At 59.9% G+C, this 21,850-nt stretch carries 20 protein-coding genes; 10 read left to right on the forward strand and 10 right to left on the reverse strand.

Annotated features, from left to right (window positions below; translation table 11 throughout):
• Positions 1 to 264: 264 nt before the first annotated feature.
• The 6 genes from Q7V46_RS01505 to metK all read right to left on the reverse strand — a co-directional run bounded on the left by Q7V46_RS01505 (position 265) and on the right by metK (position 7,737).
• Positions 265 to 666 (reverse strand): hypothetical protein, encoded by a 402-nt coding sequence (locus Q7V46_RS01505; RefSeq protein ID WP_304911735.1) that lies wholly within the window; start codon positions 664 to 666, stop codon positions 265 to 267.
• 20 nt (positions 667 to 686) lie between these two features.
• Positions 687 to 1,217 carry a hypothetical protein gene (locus Q7V46_RS01510; protein ID WP_304911736.1) on the reverse strand — a complete coding sequence of 177 codons (531 nt, stop codon included), beginning with the start codon at positions 1,215 to 1,217 and terminating at the stop codon, positions 687 to 689.
• Between the two features lie 211 nt (positions 1,218 to 1,428).
• Positions 1,429 to 1,944, reverse strand: coding sequence for an HAD domain-containing protein (locus Q7V46_RS01515; RefSeq protein WP_304911737.1), 516 nt, complete (start codon positions 1,942 to 1,944; stop codon positions 1,429 to 1,431).
• A 33-nt stretch (positions 1,945 to 1,977) separates the two neighbouring features.
• Positions 1,978 to 3,678: an AAA family ATPase gene (locus tag Q7V46_RS01520; protein WP_304911738.1), complete on the reverse strand. Its 1,701-nt coding sequence runs from the start codon at positions 3,676 to 3,678 to the stop codon at positions 1,978 to 1,980.
• 535 nt (positions 3,679 to 4,213) lie between these two features.
• Entirely contained in the window at positions 4,214 to 6,283 is a 2,070-nt protein-coding gene (locus Q7V46_RS01525) for a PAS domain S-box protein (RefSeq protein ID WP_304911739.1), read from the reverse strand.
• Between the two features lie 272 nt (positions 6,284 to 6,555).
• Positions 6,556 to 7,737 carry a methionine adenosyltransferase gene (gene metK, locus Q7V46_RS01530; protein WP_304911740.1) on the reverse strand — a complete coding sequence of 394 codons (1,182 nt, stop codon included), beginning with the start codon at positions 7,735 to 7,737 and terminating at the stop codon, positions 6,556 to 6,558.
• Positions 7,738 to 7,928: 191 nt separating this feature from the next.
• Between metK and Q7V46_RS01535 the strand changes: the two genes are divergently transcribed.
• Positions 7,929 to 8,840, forward strand: coding sequence for a lysophospholipid acyltransferase family protein (locus Q7V46_RS01535; RefSeq protein ID WP_304911741.1), 912 nt, complete (start codon positions 7,929 to 7,931; stop codon positions 8,838 to 8,840).
• Positions 8,837 to 9,751, forward strand: coding sequence for a lipid A biosynthesis acyltransferase (locus Q7V46_RS01540; protein ID WP_304911742.1), 915 nt, complete (start codon positions 8,837 to 8,839; stop codon positions 9,749 to 9,751). Before Q7V46_RS01535 ends, Q7V46_RS01540 begins: the two co-directional genes overlap by 4 nt.
• Before the next feature lie 41 nt (positions 9,752 to 9,792).
• Here Q7V46_RS01540 and yihA read toward each other — a convergent pair whose 3' ends face one another.
• Entirely contained in the window at positions 9,793 to 10,578 is a 786-nt protein-coding gene (yihA, locus tag Q7V46_RS01545; protein WP_304911743.1) for a ribosome biogenesis GTP-binding protein YihA/YsxC, read from the reverse strand.
• 103 nt (positions 10,579 to 10,681) lie between these two features.
• Between yihA and Q7V46_RS01550 the strand changes: the two genes are divergently transcribed.
• Positions 10,682 to 11,296 carry a cytochrome c gene (locus Q7V46_RS01550; protein ID WP_304911744.1) on the forward strand — a complete coding sequence of 205 codons (615 nt, stop codon included), beginning with the start codon at positions 10,682 to 10,684 and terminating at the stop codon, positions 11,294 to 11,296.
• Between the two features lie 40 nt (positions 11,297 to 11,336).
• On the opposite strand, the gene Q7V46_RS01555 is transcribed toward Q7V46_RS01550, so the two are convergent.
• Positions 11,337 to 11,474, reverse strand: a complete 138-nt coding sequence (locus Q7V46_RS01555; RefSeq protein ID WP_304911745.1) for a hypothetical protein — start codon at positions 11,472 to 11,474, stop codon at positions 11,337 to 11,339.
• Between Q7V46_RS01555 and Q7V46_RS01560 the strand changes: the two genes are divergently transcribed.
• The 4 genes from Q7V46_RS01560 to Q7V46_RS01575 all read left to right on the forward strand — a co-directional run bounded on the left by Q7V46_RS01560 (position 11,473) and on the right by Q7V46_RS01575 (position 16,900).
• The gene (locus tag Q7V46_RS01560; protein ID WP_304911746.1) at positions 11,473 to 13,620 is read left to right on the forward strand and encodes a cytochrome c biogenesis protein ResB; all 2,148 of its coding nucleotides are present in this window, start codon (positions 11,473 to 11,475) and stop codon (positions 13,618 to 13,620) included. The two genes, Q7V46_RS01555 and Q7V46_RS01560, sit on opposite strands and share 2 nt — an antisense overlap.
• Entirely contained in the window at positions 13,617 to 14,984 is a 1,368-nt protein-coding gene (gene ccsB, locus Q7V46_RS01565) for a c-type cytochrome biogenesis protein CcsB (protein ID WP_304911747.1), read from the forward strand. Before Q7V46_RS01560 ends, ccsB begins: the two co-directional genes overlap by 4 nt.
• A 152-nt stretch (positions 14,985 to 15,136) precedes the next feature.
• Positions 15,137 to 16,144 (forward strand): protein-methionine-sulfoxide reductase catalytic subunit MsrP, encoded by a 1,008-nt coding sequence (gene msrP / locus Q7V46_RS01570; RefSeq protein WP_304911748.1) that lies wholly within the window; start codon positions 15,137 to 15,139, stop codon positions 16,142 to 16,144.
• A 141-nt stretch (positions 16,145 to 16,285) separates the two neighbouring features.
• A complete protein-coding gene (locus Q7V46_RS01575; RefSeq protein WP_304912016.1) occupies positions 16,286 to 16,900 on the forward strand; it encodes a sulfite oxidase heme-binding subunit YedZ in 615 nt (204 codons plus the stop codon).
• Between the two features lie 3 nt (positions 16,901 to 16,903).
• Here the strand turns inward: Q7V46_RS01575 and Q7V46_RS19985 are convergent, their stop codons facing one another.
• Positions 16,904 to 17,113: a lipoprotein gene (locus Q7V46_RS19985; protein WP_370690252.1), complete on the reverse strand. Its 210-nt coding sequence runs from the start codon at positions 17,111 to 17,113 to the stop codon at positions 16,904 to 16,906.
• Between the two features lie 12 nt (positions 17,114 to 17,125).
• Here Q7V46_RS19985 and cyaY point away from each other — a divergent pair, with 12 nt between their 5' ends.
• The gene (cyaY, locus tag Q7V46_RS01580) at positions 17,126 to 17,455 is read left to right on the forward strand and encodes an iron donor protein CyaY (RefSeq protein WP_304911749.1); all 330 of its coding nucleotides are present in this window, start codon (positions 17,126 to 17,128) and stop codon (positions 17,453 to 17,455) included.
• On the opposite strand, the gene Q7V46_RS01585 is transcribed toward cyaY, so the two are convergent.
• Positions 17,445 to 19,814, reverse strand: a complete 2,370-nt coding sequence (locus tag Q7V46_RS01585; RefSeq protein WP_304911750.1) for a penicillin-binding protein 1A — start codon at positions 19,812 to 19,814, stop codon at positions 17,445 to 17,447. The genes cyaY and Q7V46_RS01585 overlap by 11 nt on opposite strands.
• A 320-nt stretch (positions 19,815 to 20,134) precedes the next feature.
• Between Q7V46_RS01585 and Q7V46_RS01590 the strand changes: the two genes are divergently transcribed.
• Entirely contained in the window at positions 20,135 to 21,214 is a 1,080-nt protein-coding gene (locus Q7V46_RS01590; RefSeq protein WP_304911751.1) for a pilus assembly protein PilM, read from the forward strand.
• Positions 21,211 to 21,834: a PilN domain-containing protein gene (locus tag Q7V46_RS01595; RefSeq protein WP_304911752.1), complete on the forward strand. Its 624-nt coding sequence runs from the start codon at positions 21,211 to 21,213 to the stop codon at positions 21,832 to 21,834. The genes Q7V46_RS01590 and Q7V46_RS01595 overlap by 4 nt, the downstream gene beginning before the upstream one ends.
• Positions 21,835 to 21,850 lie beyond the last annotated feature (16 nt).

Genomic DNA, 21,850 nt, shown 5'->3' on the forward strand with positions numbered 1-21,850 from the left:
AACCTCCATCGTGATCGAAAAAGACTCAGGAGGCGTCCATGCCATCCTCCGTGAATCTGCTCTTCTTCGTATCCGTCATTCTCCTGGTGGTTGACGGACTTCACTAACTTCAGACTGGTACGGCTGGCGGGGGGCAGGTCAGTGGTGCACAACGCAAGCGCGATCCGCTTCGCACTGGATGATGCAGCGCGTGAGGCCAATCCGGAGTGGCTCTCAGAGAGGCTGTACCTGCCCCGGGCGGGTTGATCCGATGGTGTTTGTGCGTCAACTGCCGTAGCCGGCCTCGGCCTGCCAGTCGCCAGCCTCGAACAGCCGGGTGGTTGTGGCCCCCTCTGGCACGGTGCCAGCGAAGAAGGGGCCGTCTGGCTCCATGTACATGTAGAAGTCGCCCTGCAGCGCGCCACAGTGGCTGCAGTGGTTGGCAAAGTAGGTCTGCTCTGCCGTGCGGGAGAAGCCCTTGCGAAAGTTCGGATTGACGGCATGGATGGCCTGCTTCAAATCCGCGGGAAGGTCGGCGGCGTTGGTGATGCGCACGCCCTCAACGGAGTTCCCCTCGGGACCAGTGACGGCGTGTGCACGCAGGCTCGACACGGGCGTGGAGGCCTTACAGTTCCAGCACTGAGTCTCAGCCATGACCAGGTCAATCGGGGCGTGTATCGTGAGCATGGCCGTGCAGTGGGTGTGAGTTACTCGATTGAGAGATCCAGCAACTGGACGTTTGCACCAGTGAACTGGATTGAGCAGAAATAATTGTTCCTCAGCTTCGCACCGAAGGTGTTCTCGGCGTCCACCCATCCGACAACAATGAATTTGCCCTGAGTGCGCTCGCTGATCGAGAGCTCCTGAAACGGGGCGAACGATGCCGTTGAGGGGGCCTTCAACCGGCTGGAGACGAAGCGCTGGCATGCCAACTGGGCGCTGACTCCATCATGCACCACCGGCTTGGGCGCCACGGGGCGGTTGTTCCAGGTGCCATACCCCCATGCAGCCGCGAAAATCACTGCGATCATCAGCCCAATGACGGCTGGATGTTGCCCATAGGGGCGCCATGGAGGCTTTACCGCGGCAACCTTCTTGGGCGGCTCCTCCTCTTCAATTCCTGCAGCCTTGCGTGCCCGCGAATAGATCTGTTTGCAGGATGGGCACTGGTTGATCGGGTTCAGGTCGGTAGGTTGTCGCACATAGTCGCACGCAGGGCATTGCATCGGTGTTGTCATCCCGGGGGGGTGTTGTTGGCAATTTATCGGTGAAGCGCAGGGCGTCAGCTCATTTCCAGTGCCAGTACTTCACTTGCGCTGTTCTCCACGCTGAGATTAGCATCGATGTCGTGGGCCTCGTCGACATGGTCTGGAGTTGGCGTTGACCCACTTTCGTGGACGGTTACAGGTTTAATTTTCAAACCGTTTCGGGTGTTGTCTCTTTCGCGGATCAGCTGCTACATGCGGCAAAGGCAGCAAGGCGTTTTCGCAGCTCCTGAATTGTCCCGGGTGCACTGATGCCAAGCACTTCGTCGGTGTGAATCAGGTCACTTCGATACGCCTCTGGCCACCCTTCAGCATCGTCATCCAGCGCGACCCAGTGCCTCGGCTGTCTTCTCGAGACATCGCCCAGGATCTGCACACCACGTGGCAGATCCGTAAATGCCTTTTCATTCATGCGTGTGTGAAAAGTCGCCCCAATCACGCGCTCTCTCAGCGCAGGACTGAGCCGCTTGACCGAACGGCTGAAGCGACGCACCCGGACCCATGATGTTGAAAGAACGATTCGGACGTCCGGGAACGGCTCCAGAGCCGCTTCCAGCAGGGGCATGTGCTCGAACAGTGCGTACCCAGGCGTTCGGATGTATGCCCCGCGCCGGGGATGCCACCAAACGTCCTCGTGGTGGAGCACCCCGTCGTAGTCCAGGTAGAGCACGACGTCGCCTTTGCCTTCAGCGGCCTTCATGTTTTCCCCCTCGCTTGGTTCCGTAGCGGGAGGTCAGTGCAGGCGCTCGGGCCGCAGGTTCTCCGCAGACCATTCGCTCAGGAACTGCATCACCATGCGCCGCAACTCACGGGCGTTCAGCCGTGCACCTTCATACATCGCTTGGGGCGCCAGCGGCAGCACTCCCAGCGGCAAGCGCCACTCCCTTGCGATGTCTTCGGTGATGCCTTGGACCAGAACCTGCATGTCTTCAGGCCTGGGCTCTGGCATGTAGAGGACCGTGAACCGGGAGAGCAAGGCGGCTGGCATGGTCTTGAGACTGTTGGCCGTGGCCCAGAAGCTCAGGCGTGTGAAGTTGCAAGTGGTCTGCAAGAAGCCGTCGTGCCAGCGCGCAGCGGTTTCTGGCTCCATCAGACCGAGCAAGACAGAGGTGACCGGCGGGCTGTTGGAGTCGGTGACCACGGCCTTGTCAATCTCGTCGAGCAGAACCAGGCCGCTGGCGGACTTGTGCTGGAGCATCAACCGCAACAAAGGCGTGGGCTCTCCGCCGGCCCACCCTCTGGAGGTTCCGGAGATCAACTTGGTGTCTGTTCGCCCACCCAGCGGGAGTGGGAGGTAAGGCAGCTTGAGGTGCTCGGCCACGCGCCGGATGAAGCGCGACTTTCCGGCACCTGGATACCCAACGATCAGGACGGGAGACAGACACAGCTCCTTGACCCCAAAAAAACTCCTTGCCCGCAGCATGCTGCCCAGCTCTCCCACCACATTGGTGGCCCAGGGAAATTCTTTGGCCAGGGCTGTCAGAACGGCATCCACCTCCCGGTGCGATGGCATCACGGCAACCGGCTGCGGGATCAGCAGTGGCTTGTAGGTCCGGATCGTCTCGGCATCCTCCTTGTTTGAGGCTGCGGGGATGGGGCCGCGCACGACCAGCAGGGTTCCGGCCTTTGACTCCCCGGTAGGAGGGTCAGGCTCAGCGAGGATCGCTGCCGAGACACGGTAGATCTCGCTTTGTTCGCTGGTGACGGTTTGATCCACGAAAGCAATCCCGCTGATATGCAGCGCTAGCACGCGTTGCAGGCTGCCGTCCCAGAAGCATTCGTGATCCTTGGCTTCGCGGGTGGAAGCCAGTTGCTTCGCAACCTCCAGCCACAGACCTTGGCACACCCCCAGAAAATAGTCCTTACGCTCCTTGGGCTGGAAAAATGATCGCTTCTGTTCGCTTTCATGTACGGAAAGGATCGCGATGGAGCGAAGAACCGCCAGGCAGTTGGCGCTGTCCCAGGTCTTGAGCCGATCGTCCCGGACGGCTTTGATGGCTGTATTTACGCAGCTGTTCAACGACCCTGTCGTGCTGACTGGCAAGCGTAATGGGCGGTCAGAGTCATCTGTGCTGGGGCGCAGCCGCTGCAGCTTGAGAAACGGCAACCCATCAAAGTGAACATCCCGCACTGTCCAAGCTTGACGGGAAAGGTGCAGCCCCTCCTGGGCAAGTTGCTCCAACGCCCGGTGCTCATGGAGAACGGCCGAGTCGACTGATGAGGTCATGGCATCGAGCCACTCCACCCGAAAGGCGCTGGCGCTCTCGTCATCAAGCTGGAGGTCGTCCAGGGCGTACAGAACCTCGATAGCCAGAGCGGTCCGTTCCGCTGAAAAGTCTGGAGCTTCCAGCGCGCGCCGCACCAGGCGGTGAAATTGGCGGAAGCGTTGCGGGGTGTCCTCGACGCCCGTTGCCAGTCGCAGCAAAGGGTGCATGAAGGCATGCACGCCGCGAAGCTTATTTGAGGAACTGCGACCGCTACTGCGGTCATTACTTGATGCAACCATGGTCGACTCCAGAGATGTGAAGTGATGGTTGCGGTGCAGGCCCAGCGTAGAGCTGCGCGGTCGGAGAGCAACCTCCGTAAGGCAACAAAACTGTGCCTTGCTTCAAGGCTACTACGGTCTTTTGGACCTCGCAAGTGCCTTCAAGCCGTTGTTCAGAAGAGACGAAATTGATTGCTTAGGAAAAATGGAATGTTGAGTGGCGCGTTTTCGACAAAGTGGAATGTTGAGTGGCGCGCGAGTGGAATGTGAAGCTGCAGCACGAATCTTGCAACCCAATCAATTCAACAGGTTACGGCGCTGCCGAGTTGAAGGTTGAATGGCGTTCCGCAGAAACGGCGCCCATCAGGCGTCGACAAGTCGGGCCGGATCCGGTCGACTGAGTGACGCGTCCAGGGCGCGCCAGGGGCGGGCAGCCCGATCCACCAGGGCGCTTGGCGCGCCACCCGTGCTGGCGCCCAGTTTGTCAGTTGAGCATTGCAAATGCCGAATCGGGCAGCAGCATTTCATGCTCCGGTTCGGGCAAAGGTAGCGTGAAATAGAAGGTGCAGCCTTGTCCCAGGCTGGTCTCTGCCCAGATCCTCCCGCCATGGCGTTCAATGATGCGTTGCGCCAGTGCAAGGCCGGTGCCGGTACCGTCGAAGTCCATCGAGTGATGTTGCCGCTGGAACATCACGAACAGGTTGTGTGCCTTTTCGAGGTCAAACCCGACGCCGTTGTCCTGCACATAGAAAGTCAGGTCACCCAGGGGGCTGCTCTGGCAACCCACCATGATCTTGGCCACATCACGCGGCCGGGTGTATTTCACCGAGTTGCTGAGCAGGTTGCCGCAAGCCTGAGCCAGCAGCATGGCGTCGCCTTTCACCAGCGGCAGGTTGTCATCGATCACCCATTCAATGTTTCGATCCGGGTTCTCCTGCTTCAAGTGGTTGATCACACCGTTGAGCAATGGTCCCAGCGGCACATGCTGTGATTCCAGCGTCACTCGACCCAGTCTCGCGTATTCGAGCAAGCCTTCAATCATGAGACTCATGCGTTTGCTCGCCTTGGCGATCGAGTTCATGTACTGCAAAGTGAGCACATCCGGGGAGTCTCCCAGCTGCTCCTGGAGCAGGGCGACAAAGCTGGCGATGTGTCGCAGTGGTGCACGCAAATCGTGGGAGACCATGTGCGAGAAGACATCCAGATCCTTGTTGGCAGCCACCAGTTGTTGCGTGCGCTCGGCGACGCGCTTTTCCAGTTCGCTGTTGAGGTCGTTCATGACGTCTTCCAGGCTCTTGGCTGCCGTCATGTCGCGGGTGATGCTGGAAAGTCCCTGCAGTTCGCCTTCTTCATTGCGCAGCGCGGTCAGCACAGTATGGGCCCAGAAACGCGAGCCGTCTTCGCGCAGCCGCCAGCCTCTCGTCTCCCATTGTCCGTGGGCCTTGGCCAGGCGCAGCACTTGGTCGGGATCGACCTCGTCTTCCGACATGCTGTCATTTGCCAGCAGTTTGGTGTAGGGCTGTCCAATGATCTGAACCCGCCCATGGCCGTGCAGTCTTTGTGCACTCTCCGACCATTCTGTGACGATCCCTTCTTCATCCACGAAATACACGCAGTAATCCTGGATGGCATCGACCATCAGTCGATAGCGTTGCTCGCTCTGGAACAGTTCGGCACTGCGTTCGCGAACCCGCTCTTCCAGGTCACGGTTGGCCTCAAGAACGTATTCCTCGGTCCGCCGGCGTTCGCTGACGTCATGCAACTCGATGAAGATGCCTTCCACCACCCCGTTCTGGAAGTCGGGTATGTAGTGAATCTGGTAGTAGTTGCGACTGCCGTCCGAAGATTCTCGCTCAGCTTCAAAGGATTGCGATTCACCACTCAATGCACTGGCCACGCGAGGCAGGATCTCGGGCAGCAGCTCGGGGCGCACCACCTGGCTCAGGTGCGAGCCCACCATTTCGCCTGCCAGCTTCCCGTAGCGGGTGGCGTGGGCCGCATTGGCGAACCGGCAGATCAGGTCCTTGTCGTAGTACGCGAGTCGGGCGGGAATGCGGTCCGTGATGGTTTGCAAAAAACCACCATGTGCCGCCAGGCGCTCTTCCGATGCGTGGCGGTCGCTGATGTCGACCACGGTGGTGTTGCTGTGAAGGAACTGACCCTGGGAATCAAAGACCGATGTCGAGGACAGCAACGCGTGAAAGCGGCTGCCGTTCTTGCGGGTGATCTCCAGCTCCATGGGTTCGGTGCTGCCCTGTTGCCGTAACAGCTCCATTCGGTTGGTGGCCAACTGCCGCCAGGAGGGGTCGATCAGATCGAACACACTCATCTTGCCCATCAGCTCTTCCCGGCTGTAGCCAAGCCAGTTGAGCAACGTCTGATTCACCTGAACAAACCGCAGATCGGCATCCAGTGAGAGAAACCCACATGGCGCCTGCTCGTACAACGCCTCTGCCCTCGCCAGGCGGGCTTTCAAAGCTTCCATATCGTCGCCTGGTTCAGCACCGCTACTTTGGGCGGTGCGCTCGTCGGCATCGGGGTGTTCGGTTGTCATGGTTCAGGGCTCCGGGTCTTGGCATTTCTTCAAGGCAAAATTTGACCTGTAAGGCCATATCGGTCGTTGCGCTGAAAAATTCAGCGCAGGAGCTGACAAAGGGTATCGAAAGAAGGCTTGCGAGTCAAAAAAGGCCCAGAGAAGTATTCTCTGGGCCTGGACTGGCTTCTGAAATTCAATGCGCATCGCAAGTGGTGATCACGAGACATGCTGGCGGCGCGGTGTGGTTGCGCCGGGATGGGACCCATGGCCCACCCCCCTTGTCTTGAAATCTACAAGCCGGCTGCCGCCTTCAATGCTGCCGCCTTGTCGGTCCGCTCCCACGTGAATTCAGGCTCTTCACGACCAAAGTGCCCATACGCTGCAGTCTTGGTGTAGATCGGGCGAAGCAGGTCCAGCATCTGGATGATGCCCTTGGGGCGCAGGTCGAAGTGTTCGGTGACGAGCGCAGCAATGGCTTCGTCGGGGATCACACCCGTGCCTTCGGTGTACACCGTCACGTTCATGGGGCGGGCCACGCCAATCGCGTAGGCCACCTGGATCTGGCATTGCCGTGCCAGACCGGCGGCCACGATGTTCTTGGCCACGTAGCGTGCGGCATAGGCCGCCGAGCGGTCCACCTTGCTGGGATCCTTGCCCGAGAATGCGCCGCCACCATGCGGGCAGGCACCGCCGTAGGTGTCCACAATGATCTTGCGACCGGTCAGGCCGCAGTCCCCCTGCGGGCCGCCGATGACGAAGCGGCCAGTGGGGTTGATCAGGTACTTGGTGTCCTGCAACCATTCCTTGGGCAGCACGGGCTTGATGATTTCTTCGATGATGGCTTCATTGAAAGATGCCTTCATCTTGGTGGCTGTTTCGCTCTGATCGGGACTGTGCTGGGTGGACAGGACCACCGTGTCGATGCTGTGCGGCTTGCCATCGACGTAGCGCATGGTGACCTGGCTCTTGGCATCGGGACGCAGGAACGGCAGGCGGCCATCTTTGCGCAACTGGGCCTGCCGCTCCACCAGGCGGTGCGCGTAGTAGATGGGCGCGGGCATCAGCTCGGGGGTTTCGTCGCAGGCATAGCCGAACATGAGGCCCTGGTCACCGGCACCGGTGTTCAGGTGATCGTCGCTGGCGTGGTCCACGCCCTGGGCGATGTCGTTGCTCTGCTTGTCGTAGGCGACCAGCACCGCGCAGCCCTTGTAGTCGATGCCGTATTCGGTGTTGTCGTAGCCAATGCGCTTCAAGGTGTCGCGTGCGACCTGGATGTAGTCGACGTGGGCATTCGTGGTGATTTCGCCCGCCAGGACCACCAGGCCGGTGTTGCAAAGCGTTTCGGCTGCCACGCGGCTGCGCGGGTCGTGCGTGAAGATCGCGTCGAGAATCGCGTCGGAGATCTGGTCGGACACCTTGTCGGGGTGGCCTTCAGAAACGGATTCAGAGGTGAAGAGAAAGTCGTTCGCCATGTATAAACTCCAAGTTGGTTGATCGGCGTTGCCGGTCTGTCAGAGTTCGGCGAACGCTTTAGCGGAATTTGTGAATCGCCCCGCAATTAGTTCAGTAACTCGGCGATGGCGCGATTCTAGATCAAGCGCCTGAATGCTGTGTGGCGTGTCTGGAGCCCCCCAGGTCGCGTTGCCGATACCTTGAGTGCATTTTGGAATTCTTCGTCCAGTCCCTTTTTCGTTTCCTGAGCTGGTTCCCTCTGCCTGTGCTGCATGGCATGGGTTGGGTGCTCGGCTGGCTGAGTTTTCTGACATCTGCGCGCTACCGCAAGCGGCTCTTTGCCCATGCTCGGCAGGCGGGATTTTCGCGCTCGGTGGCGCTGGCGTCGGTGGGCGAATCGGGCAAACTGGTCGCGGAGTTGCCACGCCTTTGGCTCGGTCGACCGGTACGGGTCGGGTGGGAAGGCGCTGCTCACATCGAAGCGGCACAAGCACATGGAGCAGGGGTGCTGTTTCTCACGCCCCACCTGGGCTGTTTTGAGATCACCGCCCAGGCCTACGCCCAGCGCTTTGGCGTGCGACAACCCGTGACCGTGTTGTTCCGGCCCGCCAGGCAGCCCTGGCTGCGGGATCTGGTGGCGAATGCCCGAACGCGTCCCAACCTGGTGGCCGCACCGACCACGCTGGGTGGGGTCAAGCAGTTGATCAAGGCCATGAAGTCGGGCCAGGCTGTGGGATTGCTCCCCGATCAGGTGCCGCCAGGAGGCCAGGGCGTGTGGGCCCCTTTCTTCGGGCGCGACGCGTACACCATGACCCTGTCTGCCCGCCTGGCTCACATCGCCGGTTCGCAGGTGGTGCTGATCTGGGGCGAGCGCCTGAGCTGGGGTAGGGGTTATCTTGTGCGCGTGAGACCGTTTCGACTGCCTGACGGTGAAGTGCTCGCCACCGATGCGGTGCGGGCGGCCGGCCAGATCAATCACGCCATGGAGGCTCTGATCAAAGAACGCCCGGCGCAGTACCTGTGGTCTTATGACCGTTACAAAGTGCCTGCCGGCCATCCCCCGTCGGTGAGCGAGCCCGCTTCGGCAGACAGACCCTTGTTCACGGACCAGCCGGCTTCATGAGTCTTCAGCAAAATGCGCCCGCTTCGAGCGGGCTGGCACGTATCGGAAACCGCCTCGGTCTGGCATTCATGCGCCTGCTTTCGGTGATGCCTTTGTCCTGGGTGCGCGCGATCGGCTGGGCCCTGGGCGTGTTGCTGCATGTGGTGGTGTTGCGCCGGCGCCGCATTGCCCGAATCAACTGGGCCCTGTGTTTCCCGAACCAGACAGCAGGCGAGCGCAACCGTGCCATCCGACGCCATTTCATCGTGTTTGCTCAAGCCTGGCTCGACCGGGGCTGGCTGTGGGAAGGTGCGCCTGAGGTGGTACGCAGGCGGCTGAAACTCTGCGGTGACCTGCAGGCCCTCGAAGGCCACTCACCGACAGTGTTGTTTGCTCCCCATTTCGTGGGCATGGACGCCGGGTGGACGGCGCTGACCGTGCACCTGGAGCGCCGCTTTTGCGGGATCTACGCGGAGCAGCTGAACGCTGATGTGGATCGCTGGATGGCGCAAGGGCGCCAGCGGTTTGGGGAGCCACACATCGTGGCCAGACGGCAGGGACTCAAGCCCCTGATCGCAGCCTTGCGGTCAGGGGAGCCGCTGTACCTGTTGCCCGATATGGATCACGGCGCACGCGATTCGGTGTTTGTACCGTTCTTTGGCGTTCAGACGGCCACGCTGGCGTCACTGTCAAGGTTTGCACGTCTGTCGGGCGCTTCGGTGGTGCCGGTGGTCAGCCGAATGACGCCGGAGGGCTATGAGGTCACGATTCACCCGGCCTGGAAGAACTTTCCCACCAGGGATGCCGAAGCTGATACGGCTGTCATGAACCAGCAACTGGAGACCATGATCAGGACCATGCCGGAACAGTATTACTGGGTCCACAAACGGTTCAAAACCCGTCCGCCAGGCGAGCCTTCGCCGTACGCTTGAGGCCAGCGGCCAGGGAAGTGTGATGCGATGGCCGTGCCGTCTCAATCCTGGGCAGGTGGCTCGTCTTCGCATTCAGACTCGGCCGCAGCCACTCCTGGTTCGGCCTGTGGCTCATGGGACCAATGCCACAAGAGCTGCGCCACTTCATCCAGCCCCTGTTTTTTCAGCGCAGAGAACAATCGAGCCTCGCCTCCGCCGCATTGCAACCGGGCGATGGACAGTGCTTTGGTGGCTTCCGCACGGCTGAGCTTGTCGGCTTTGGTCAGCAGCACCAGAAATTTCAGGCCCTGTTCCACGCGGGGTCGGATCACTTCCAGCAGGATTTCGTCGAGTTCGGTCAAACCCAGCCGGGGGTCGCACAGCAGCACCACCGCCTTGAGGTTGGGGCGTGTCATGAGGTAGTTGCCCATCACCCGTTGCCAGCGCAGCTTGGCTTCCCTTGGCACCGCCGCGTAGCCGTAGCCCGGCAGGTCGGCCAGCACGGCGTCGTGCACGCCCTGTTTGCCGAGTGTGAACAAGTTGATGCTCTGGGTGCGGCCCGGCGTCTTGGACGCAAAGGCCAGCCGTTTCTGCTGGGTCAGGGTGTTGATGCAGGTTGACTTTCCGGCGTTGGATCGCCCGACGAAAGCGATTTCGGGCAGATCCAGAACGGGCAGGTGTTCAAGTTGCGGCGCGGTTGTGAGGAATCTGGCCGTGTGCAGCCAGCCATGCGCGATCTTGGGGTCCGGATACCCGGGCGGCGTGATGCTCTCGGCTTTGAGCGGCTTGCTGCCTGCGGTGCCACCTGGTGGCGAAGGACTTGGAGCTGAGGTAGGGTATTCGGTCATTTAGGGGGGTTCACAATAGGGCATTGTAAAATCGATTGGCTAACACCAGACAAGCCGCGAATCTTCTTAACCCGAACCCGTCGCCACCGACGCCTGCCCAGTCATGAAATTGTCCGTTTCGTTCATTTGCGCCGCTGCTGCTGCAGCTTTGTCGTTCAGCGTTCAAGCCCAGACAGTCAAGCCTGACTTGGGCAAGGGCGCGGCCGCATTCGGGCAAGTGTGCGTGGCCTGCCACGCCGCTGATGGCAACTCCGCCACGCCTGCCAACCCCAAGCTCTCGCAGCAACACCCCGAGTACCTGATCAAGCAGCTGCAGGAGTACAAGTCCGGCAAGCGTGACAACGCCATCATGAAGGGCTTCGCCAGTGCGTTGTCCGATGATGACATGCGCAACATCTCCTACTGGCTGGCCAGCCAGAAGGCGACGCCTGGATTTGCACAGGACAAAGACCTGGTGCGCTTGGGCGAGCGCATTTACCGGGGCGGTATTGCGGGTCGAGACGTGGCCGCTTGTGCGGGTTGCCACAGCCCCAATGGTGCAGGCATTCCGTCGCAGTACCCGCGTCTGGCGGGTCAACATGCCGAGTACACCTTGGACCAGATGAATCAGTTTCGCAGCGGTGTCCGCAAGAACAGCGCACAGATGACCAAAATAGCAGCCTACATGACCGACGAAGAGATTCGCGCGGTGGCCGACTACATTGCTGGCCTGCGCTGAACGCTGGCAATGACCCTTGTCGTTGACATAATATAAGTTTTCATTGATATTCAGCGGCAAAATGCACGCTTTCAACGCCTGCAATTGAACCCGTCGTCAAAATCCGCATCACAGTGGGGCGCGTTCTGGTCAATCCGGGCACGCCCTTTTTTTTGCCTCCCACTGACTGATTTTCCATGACCATCTCCACGCAGGGCATGCAATTGCGTTCAGGCTCTCGCTTTGCCAGCGACGCGGTGGAGTTGCTGTCGTCCATGCGCTTTGCCATCTCACTGCTCACGGTGATCTGCATCGCCTCGGTGATCGGAACGGTGGTCAAGCAGCACGAGCCAGCCAACAACTACGTCAATCAGTTTGGCCCATTCTGGGCCGACGTGTTCGCCAGCGCCGGCCTGTTTTCCGTGTACAGCGCGTGGTGGTTCCTCGCCATACTTGCCTTTCTTGTCATCAGCACCAGCCTTTGCATCGCCCGCAATACACCCAAGATCCTGGTGGACTTCAAGGCCTACAAGGAGAACATCCGCGAGCAGAGTCTCAAGGCGTTTCCCCACCGAGCAGAGAGTAGTCTGGACGAAAAGCCGGAAGCAGCGGCTCGGCGCATTGGCCAGTCTTTGCTGGGCTCGGGCTGGAAGGTCAAGCTGCAATCCCGGGAAACGCCCAGCGGATTGGGGTGGATGGTGGCAGCCAAGGCGGGGGCCACCAACAAGATCGGCTATCTCGCTGCGCACAGCGCGATCGTGCTCGTCTGCATTGGTGGGCTGCTTGATGGGGACCTCATGGTCCGCGCCCAGATGTGGTTCAACGGAAAGACGCCGTTCATGGGCGGTGGTCTGATTGCCGATGTACCTGCGCAGCACCGGTTGTCTGCCAGCAACCCCACGTTCCGCGGCAATCTGCTGGTTACCGAAGGCACGACGGCGGGCACCGCCATCCTGGCCCAGCCCGCCGGCGTATTGCTCCAGGATCTGCCGTTTCGCGTCGAGCTCAAGAAATTCATCGTTGAGTATTACGACACCGGCATGCCCAAACTGTTTGCCAGCGACATCGTGATTCACGACAACGAAACCGGTGAGCAGAAAGAGACGCGGGTGGAGGTCAATCACCCTGCCAGTCACCGCGGCATCAATATCTACCAGTCCAGCTTTGACGACGGCGGCTCTCGCGTCAAGCTGCAGGCGGTGCCGTTGACCAGACCCACTCGCCCTTTCGAGATCGAGGGCGTGATCGGGGGTTCCAGTGCGCTGAGCAACGGTGATGAACAGATGACGCTGGAGTACACCGGCTTGCGCGTCATCAACGTCGAAAACTTCAGTGATCAAGGGTCCGACAAGGCCGTTGACGTGCGCAAGGTGGACTTGCGTGGTGCCATCGAAAGCCGGCTGGGTTCGGGCCACAAGACCGTCACCGAAAAGGTGTTGCGCAATGTGGGGCCGAGCATCACCTACAAGCTTCGCGATTCGGCCGGCCAGGCCATCGAGTACCACAACTACATGCTGCCCATGGAGCTTGATGGCATGCGCATGTATCTGCTGGGGCTGCGCGAAAACCCGTCGGACACCTTCCGGTACCTGCGCGTTCCGGCCGATGATCAGGATTCGCTGGACGGATTTGTCCGGTTGCGAGCGGGTTTGGCCAGTGCCCCCATGCGTGCCGAGGCGGTGCGGCGCTATGCAGAGCAGGCAGTTGAAGGAGGGCGTCCCGACCTGGCAGAGGCGTTGATTGCGTCCGCTTCCCGCGCCATCGATCTGTTTGCTGGCGAAGAGCGCATTGCTTTGCCCGAGTCCATGCGGACCGCGCCGGACATGCCGCCTATTCTGGGTGGGTTGCCCGCCTTGTCTTCGTTTCTCGAGGCCAACGTGCCGGCGGAAGAAAGGGAACGCGCGAGCGACGTGCTGGTGCGCATTCTCAACGGCGTCTTGTTCGAGTTGATGCAACTCAGCCGGGAGCGTGAAGGTTTGCCACCCATGGAGCGAGGCGAATTCACCCAGCAATTCATGACGGCAGCTGTCATCAGTCTGAGTGACAGCTTCCTTTACCCGGCTCCCATGACGTTCCAGCTCAAGGACTTTGAACACATTCAGGCGAGTGTGTTTCAAGTGGCGCGTGCGCCTGGGCAGAACATTGTCTACCTCGGGTGCCTCTTGCTGATCGTCGGAATATTCGCCATGCTGTATGTGCGCGAGCGGCGCCTCTGGATCTGGCTCACGCCCACTGGCGAGCAATCCGCTCAGGCCAGCATGGCGTTGTCCACGAACCGGAAGACCATGGAAGCCGACCGTGAGTTCGATATGTTGAAAAGCCAGTTGTTGAAGGTAACGCCATGAACACGACCACCGCCACCCAGACGATCGAGCTCAAGAAGGGTGATCATGGGGCTGGACTTCAGCCTGGCTACTTTGCGCGCCGCGATGTGTGGGACTGGCTGTTTGCCGTACTGATGCTGGCTGGCGGTGTCGTGGCTTTTGTTCAGTACAGCCATGCAATGGATGGTTACGAAAAGGCGATCCTCGTGGGTACGTTGCCTTCGCTTGTCTGGATCGGGTGGTTCTGGCGCCCGCTGAGGGCGCTTGCTGTCGTGGTGGCGGCGCTTTCGCTGCTGGCGATCTGGCTTTACCAGGCCCCTGCAGGCGGTGCCGACCTGGCCCGTGCCGACACCGCGTTCCTGCTCAAGTACTTCATCTCCAGTCAGTCGGCCATTCTCTGGATGAGCATGCTCTTCTTCATGAGCACGGTCTTCTACTGGCTGGGCATGTTCACCCGTGCAGGCGACACCTTCGAGCTGCTCGGGTCGCGCATGGCTTGGGTCGCGGTGACGCTGGCGCTGGTGGGCACCATGGTGCGCTGGTACGAGAGCCACCAGATCGGACCCGATATTGGCCACATTCCCGTCAGCAATTTGTACGAGGTGTTCGTGCTGTTCTGCTGGATGACGGCCACGTTCTATCTGTACTACGAAGACCAGTACCGCACGCGCTCCATGGGCGCTTTCGTGATGCTGGTGGTGAGTGCTGCGGTCGGATTCCTGCTCTGGTACACGGTGGTTCGCGAAGCACACGAAATCCAGCCGCTGGTGCCAGCCCTGCAAAGCTGGTGGATGAAGCTGCATGTGCCAGCAAATTTTGTCGGCTATGGCACTTTCGCCATTGCCGCCATGCTGGCTTTCGCTTATCTCATCAAACAGAGCGCAGGTGAAACGCGCTGGTACAAGCTGGCGCCGTTGTGGTTGCTCGGCGTGGTGCTCTGTCTTGAGCCCTTGGTGTTTCGCCAGTCGTCGCTGGAAAAGGGTGGCAGCTACTGGTTTGTGTACTTTGGCATCTCGGCGCTGATCGTGGGAGGCATCATCGCGGGACGGCATCGCATTGCGTCGCGTCTGCCATCGTTCGAGGTGCTGGACGATGTGATGTACAAGGCGATCGCCATCGGCTTTGCCTTCTTCACCATCGCCACGGTGCTGGGCGCTTTGTGGGCTGCTGAAGCCTGGGGTGGCTACTGGAGCTGGGATCCCAAAGAGACTTGGGCGCTGATCGTGTGGCTCAATTACGCCGCCTGGCTTCACATGCGCCTGATGAAAGGCCTGAGAGGGACGGTGGCGGCCTGGTGGGCGTTGGTCGGTCTGGCCGTGACCACGTTCGCGTTTCTGGGCGTGAACATGTTTCTCTCTGGATTGCACAGCTACGGCGAACTCTGACAACGGCATTTTCCCTGCGGCGGGAGTCGCCGGTGATTGTCCCGGGAGCCCTGTGTCCCAGAAGGGTTGGCGACAACCCTTCCACGCCTTGTCTGGAACTTTGAAAGAATTATGGCGTTCGCACGACCAACCGGTCACGAAGGAGCTTACGCATGATCATTCTCTCTTCCAGCGATGGTTTCAACCATCCGTTTTCCTCTGAAATCACACCGCGTTCGACCTACCTGGATAGGCGCGCGTTGCTGAAACGAATGGCGGTGGGGGCTGCGGGTGCTTCCCTGGCGGCATGGGCTTCAAGAAGTGCGCTGGCGCAGGCCACCTCCATACCCCGTCCCGGGAAGCTTGCTGCATTGGCAGGCGCGAGGTCTGGCGTTTCGGGCGCCAGCACGGTGGAAGCGATCACCAGCTACCAGCATGCGTCCTCCTACAACAACTTCTACGAGTTTGGAACGGACAAGTCCGATCCCGCGCGCCGTGCAGGCACCCTGAAAACGAACCCCTGGACGGTCTCGGTGGAGGGGCTGGTCAACAAGCCCCAGTCCTTTGATCTGGATGACCTTCTGAAGCTCTCCCCGATGGAAGAGCGCATCTATCGGCTCAGGTGCGTCGAGGGCTGGTCGATGGTGATTCCCTGGGTCGGCTATTCACTGGCTGCGCTCATCAAGCAGGTGCAGCCGCAAGGCAGTGCAAAGTACGTCGAGTTTTTCACCCTCGCCGATCCCGCGATGATGCCCGGCCTTCGCTCCAATGTTTTGCAGTGGCCTTACGTCGAAGCACTGCGCCTGGACGAGGCGTTGCACCCCTTGAGCATGCTCGCGTTCGGGATGTACGGCGAAGTCTTGCCCAACCAGAACGGTGCACCGGTGCGGTTGGTGGTGCCCTGGAAATACGGGTTCAAGAGTGGCAAATCACTGGTGAAGATTCGTTTCACCGAAAAAGAACCCCCCACCTCCTGGAACATGTCAGCACCCCAGGAATACGGGTTCTACTCCAACGTCAATCCCGAGGTGTCTCATCCCCGCTGGAGCCAGGCCACGGAGCGCCGCATTGGTGAAGAAGGGGGCTTGCTGGCCAAGCGGCGCAAGACACTGATGTTCAATGGGTATGAGCCGCAGGTGGGGCAGCTTTATGCCGGCATGGATCTGAAAAAGAACTACTGACGGCTGCAATGCGGAAAATCATTGTCGGTTCCTGTTCATCTGCACCCCTTGCATGAAAGAAATGCTCCCCCGTGGGCGGGCCCTGTGAAAACCGTCGCCTACGCGACCACTTCGTTGCTCAAAGCGGTCAACTTTCGCCTGATGCACTGGTCTGCCAAACCGCTGTTCTTGCTTCTCGGATGCCTGCCCGGCATCTGGTTGTTCTGGAGTGCGGTGAACGATCAACTCGGTGCCAATCCCGCCGAGGCCCTGGTCAGGTCACTGGGTGACTGGAGCCTTCGCTTTCTCGTGCTCGTGTTGCTTGTGACCCCTTTGCGCATCTGGGCGGGCTGGCCTGTACTGGCCCGGATGAGGCGCATGGCCGGCCTGTTCGTGTTCTTTTATGCGAGCCTGCATCTGCTGGCCTACGCGTGGTTTGATATGGGGTTTGAGCTGGATCGCATCGTTGAGGATGTGCTGAAGCGCCCATTCATCCTGGTGGGGATGACGGCCTGGGCACTGCTCTTCTTGATGGCAGCAACCTCATTTGACCGTGTCATACGGGTCATGGGCGCGCATCGGTGGCGTTGGCTGCATCGCAGCGTGTACGCGGTGGCCTGTTTGGCAGTTCTGCACTTTTTCTGGATGCGCAGCGGCAAGAACGACTATGCGGAAGTTGCAGTGTATGCCGGGGTACTCGCTCTTTTGCTGGCTTGGCGGATCTGGCGCAGACTCAAGGTCAATCTGCTTCCCGGCAAGCAAAAACCGCCACGCTGAGCGTCAGCGTGGAAGAACCACTTCTTCCGGCAGCGGGGGTGTTTCCGATGAGTAGGGTGTCGTCACGGGCGCTGGTGCACCGCCACCTGGATGGAACAAAGGACCCTTTTGGCCACACCCGACCAGTAGCAACCCGCCTGACACGAGGGCAAACGCACAAACGGCGCGCGTGGAGCCGATGGTCAAGCCTAGAATCCGGTTCTTTCTGTACATCTGCGCATTGTAATGACCGATATCGAGTATCTGGACCACGCCGAAGCGCTGTTGCGCAGCATAGAACTGTCTTGTGATCGTATCAACGACACCAGCGATGCGGACATCGACAACCAGCGTGTGGGGGGAATGATTACCCTCACGTTCCCCAGTGGCAGCCAGATCATCGTGAACCTTCAGAAACCACTGCAAGAAATCTGGATGGCTGCCCGTGCAGGGGGCTTTCACTACCGGTACGACGGCAATCAATGGATGGACACGAAAGGCCAGGGTGAATTCTGGGAGCACCTTCGCCGATTTGCATCTGAGCAGGCCAACATGACGCTGGATTTCAGTTCCTGAACAGATCCAGAATACTTCGCCGGTCATCGGATCGCAGTGGCGCTGACGGTGGGTTGGAGCCCTCGGTGCCTCCAAGCAGAGCAGGATCCACGGCCTGTCCTGGCCAGGGATCGCCAAGACCGATGCCGTGCACGCTGTTGCCCGGCCCGTACTCTTCGTAGTACCACTCGCCCCCGACCCTGATCACGCCACGCGGAGGCGTGTAGGTTGCGACGGGTTCATTCTTGAGTGCTTCAGACATGTACGACATCCAGATGGGCAGGCTGAGGCCGCCGCCGGTTTCCCTGCTTCCAAGGTTGCGAGGCGTGTCGTAGCCGACCCAGCTCGCAGCCACCACGGAGGGTTGGAAGCCGACGAACCAGGCATCCACTGAATCGTTGGTGGTACCGGTCTTGCCATACAGGTCTGGTCTGCCCAGCGACTGGGCGCGTGCAGCGGTGCCGGTGCGCGTGATTTCCTGAAGCAGGCTGTTCATGACGAATGCATTTCGCTCGTCGATCACACGCATCGAATCATCCAGTGCTGGCGGCGTTGCTTCAAAAATCACCTTGCCTCTGTGATCGGTCACCCGCGAAACCAGGGTGGGAGCCACACGGTATCCGCCGTTGGCAAAAACGGCAAAACCAGTGGCCATCTGCATCGGTGTCACGGCGCCTGCACCCAGCGCCATGGTGAGGTAGGGGGGGTGTTTCTCAGCGTCGAATCCAAAGCGGGCCACCCAGGATTGCGCACTCTGCGTGCCAACCAGTTCCAGAATGCGGATCGAGACCATGTTCTTGGACTTTGCCAGCGCCCGGCGCACCGACATGGGCCCTTCAAACTGCCCATCGTAGTTTCTTGGCTCCCATGGCTTTCCCCCGGTGTCCCTGGCGCTGTAGAACAGTGGTGCATCGTTCACCACAGTCATGGGCGACACACCCTTTTCCAAAGCGGCCGAATAAATGAAGGGTTTGAAGCTCGACCCGGGTTGGCGCCAGGCTTGGGTCACATGGTTGAACTTGTTCTTCTGGAAATCGAATCCGCCCACCAGCGCCCTGATCGCTCCGGTTCGTGGGTCCATAGCCACGAATGCGGCCTCCACTTCCGGCAACTGCGTGATCCGCCATGACTTTTCGCCCGTCTTGAAGACGCGAATCACCGCCCCTGGACGCAGCTTGATATTCGGGCCCGCCTTCTCGGCCAGGCCCGAGCGGGCTGGGCGCAAGCCCTCGCCCGTGATTTCAAACGGCTCGCCATCCTGGCGCACAGCCACCACCTTGCGGGGCCCTGCTTCAAGAACGACGGCGGTGAGCAGGTCGCCATTGTCCGGGCGCTCAGTGAGCGCGTTGTCGATTGCGTCGTCCCGCGCTGCGGGGTCGGTGGGCAAGTCGATGAACAGTTCCGGGCCGCGATAGAACTGTCGGCTTTCGAAGTCGAGCACACCTTTTCGGACTGCGTTGTAAGCCGCCAGCTGGTCGTCTGCGCGCAAGGTGGTTGTCACGATGAGCCCCCTTGTGTAGGCCTCGTCGCCATATTGCGCCACCATCGCCTGTCTCACCATCTCTGCCGCGAACTCGGCGTGAATGCGGCTTTGGGAAACGCGACGAACCGCCAGCTTTTCAGCCTTGGCCTCCGAAGCTTCGGCGGAGGTGATGAATCCGTTCTGTTCCATGCGATCGATGATGTGCAGCTGCCTGGCACGCGAGCGCTTGGGGTTGGATATGGGGTTGTAAGCAGAAGGAGCCTGGGGCAATCCGGCCAGCATGGCTGCCTCGGCGATGGTCACGTCTTTCAGCTGCTTGCCGAAATAGGTTTGGGAGGCGGCAGAAAACCCATAGGCCCGCTGACCAAGGAAGATCTGGTTCATGTAGATCTCCAGAATCTGTTGCTTGGTGAGCATGTGCTCCAGCTTGAACGTCAGCAGAACTTCATAAATTTTTCTTGTGTAGCTTTTCTCTGCCGAGAGGTAAACATTTCGAGCGACCTGCATCGTGATGGTGGATGCACCCTGGCTCTTGGCGCGCCCGAGGTTTGCCAGGCCGGCACGCACCATGCCGCGATAGTCCACGCCACTGTGCTCGAAGAATCGGGTGTCTTCAATCGCAAGGACTGCGTTGATCATCACATCCGGAATTTCCTTGATGGTCAACAGGTTGCGTCTTTCCTCGCCAAACTCTTCGATGAGTTGTCCGTCAGCGGAGAGCACGCGCAGCGGCAGCTTCGGGCGGTAATCCGCGAGGCTGGTGACGTCAGGCAGGTTGGGGTACGCCATTGCAAGGGCAATGGCGATGACGATCAACAGCCCTGCCGCACCTGCCGCCGCCAGTCCGGCCAGACCTACCACAAGGCGAATCGCCCACCACAGAGCGGGATGGTCCATCCATACTGGTTTGCGAGAGCCGTGGGATGTGGCTGTTTGGTCTTTGGGCATGCAGTGAATCAGTAGATATGCAGCTGATTATAAAAATGACGCTGCAGCACGGGTGACAGTGAGGGCCCACTTGGCCTGGGTTGGTGGATGTTTGAAGACCGCAGGGTCGTAACCCGTACCTACAAGCGTAAAAAAATGCGTATGCTTTTGGCAACGCTCCATTGTCTTCCAAAGACAAAATGTCTTTGCTGCTCAAGGGGCTTGCTGCTAGCATTCAAGTGAATTCTTAAGTCTAGCGCCCTTGGGCGCGATCTATTCTGGGGGCCACCTTGAGCTCATTGGGGTCGTTATTCAGCCGGGAATCGGCACCATTGCTGGGGATCGATGTCAGTTCATCCAGCGTCAAGTTGGTCGAGCTCAGTCGAAACCGGTCGGGAGATCTGGTTCTTGAGCGCTGTGCCATGGAGCCACTTGAGCGTGGCTGGATCACGGACGGCAACATCGAGAAGTTTGACGAAGTTGCCGACGCGGTTCGTCGTGTTGTCCGCAAGAGCGGCAGCAGGACCAAGAATGTGGCACTTGCGTTGCCGGCTGCAGCTGTGATCACCAAGAAGATCATCCTGCCGGGCGGTTTGTCTGACAAAGAGCTGGAGGCTCAGGTCGAATCCGAGGCGAACCAGTACATTCCCTTTTCGCTGGACGAAGTGAGTCTGGACTTCTGTCTTATTGGTCCCAGCGCCAATTCGGTCGGCGATGTGGAAGTGCTCATCGCCGCTTCCCGCAAGGAAAAAGTATCCGATCGCCAGGGACTTGCTGAGGCTGCGGGGCTCAAGCCCGTGGTCATGGATGTGGAGTCTTATGCGTCGCGCATGGCGGCCGGGCGCGTGATTGAAACGCTGCCAAATCAGGGTGTGGATTCGCTCGTGGCGCTCTTTGAAGTCGGCGCCCTGACCACCAGCATGCAGGTCATCCGTAACGAGGATGTGCTTTACGAGCGGGATCAGGCCTTTGGTGGCGCGCAGCTGACCCAGTTGATCGTCCGCCAATATGGGTTTTCGTCAGACGAAGCCGAGGCCAAGAAGCGCTCGGGTGAGCTCCCCGACGACTACCGCTCTGCGGTGCTGGAGCCATTCATCGAAAGCATGGCCCAGGAAATCGGTCGTGCCCTTCAGTTCTTCTTCACCAGCACCCCGTACAACAAGGTGGACCACATACTGCTGGCGGGTGGAAGCGCGTCACTGCCTGGGTTGACGGAGGCCATCACCCACCAAACATCCTTTGCGTGCATGGTGATCAACCCATTCGATGCCATGGAAATGGCGTCGACGGTACAGCCGCGAAAGATTGCCCGTGAGGCCCCGTCCTACCTCACCTCGACAGGTCTGGCTCTGCGGAGGTTCTACCAATGATTTTGATCAACTTGCTGCCTCACCGCGAGGCTGCGCGCAAGCGGCAAAAGGACCAGTTTTTCACTCAGCTCGCGCTGGCCGCGATGCTCGGCGGCATCATTTGTGGCGCTGTGTTCACCTGGTACCAAGGGGAAATATCCACCCAGGAATCACGCAACAGTTTCTTGCAACGCGAGATTGCCCGCCTCGATGAAGAGATCAAGGACATCGCTGGACTCCAGCGCGAAATCGCTTCTTTGCGCGCGCGCCAGACGGCCGTGGAAGATCTGCAGGCCGACCGCAACCTTCCTGTCCACCTGCTGGATGAACTGGTCGCCCAATTGCCCGATGGCATCTACCTCAGGACCATGAAGCAAGAGGGACAAAGCGTGTTGCTGACCGGGACGGCCCAATCGCAGGAACGGGTTTCTGAGTTATTGAGAAATCTGGGCAATCAAAGCCCTTGGCTAAAGCGGCCTGAGCTGATCGAGATCGTTGCTGCGACGGTGCCTGTCAACAACAGGGAACAACGCCGGGTATCGAACTTCACTGTCCGGGTTGCGCTCCAGCGGCCGACCCCGAGTGACGCTACCGGGGCCGCCCTGGTGCCGCGTGCGCCTGGCACGCCTGGCAAAGTCTGACCGAGGTCATTTCATA

This window comes from Hydrogenophaga sp. (genome assembly GCF_030651625.1).
Taxonomy (GTDB): Bacteria; Pseudomonadota; Gammaproteobacteria; order Burkholderiales; family Burkholderiaceae_C; genus Hydrogenophaga.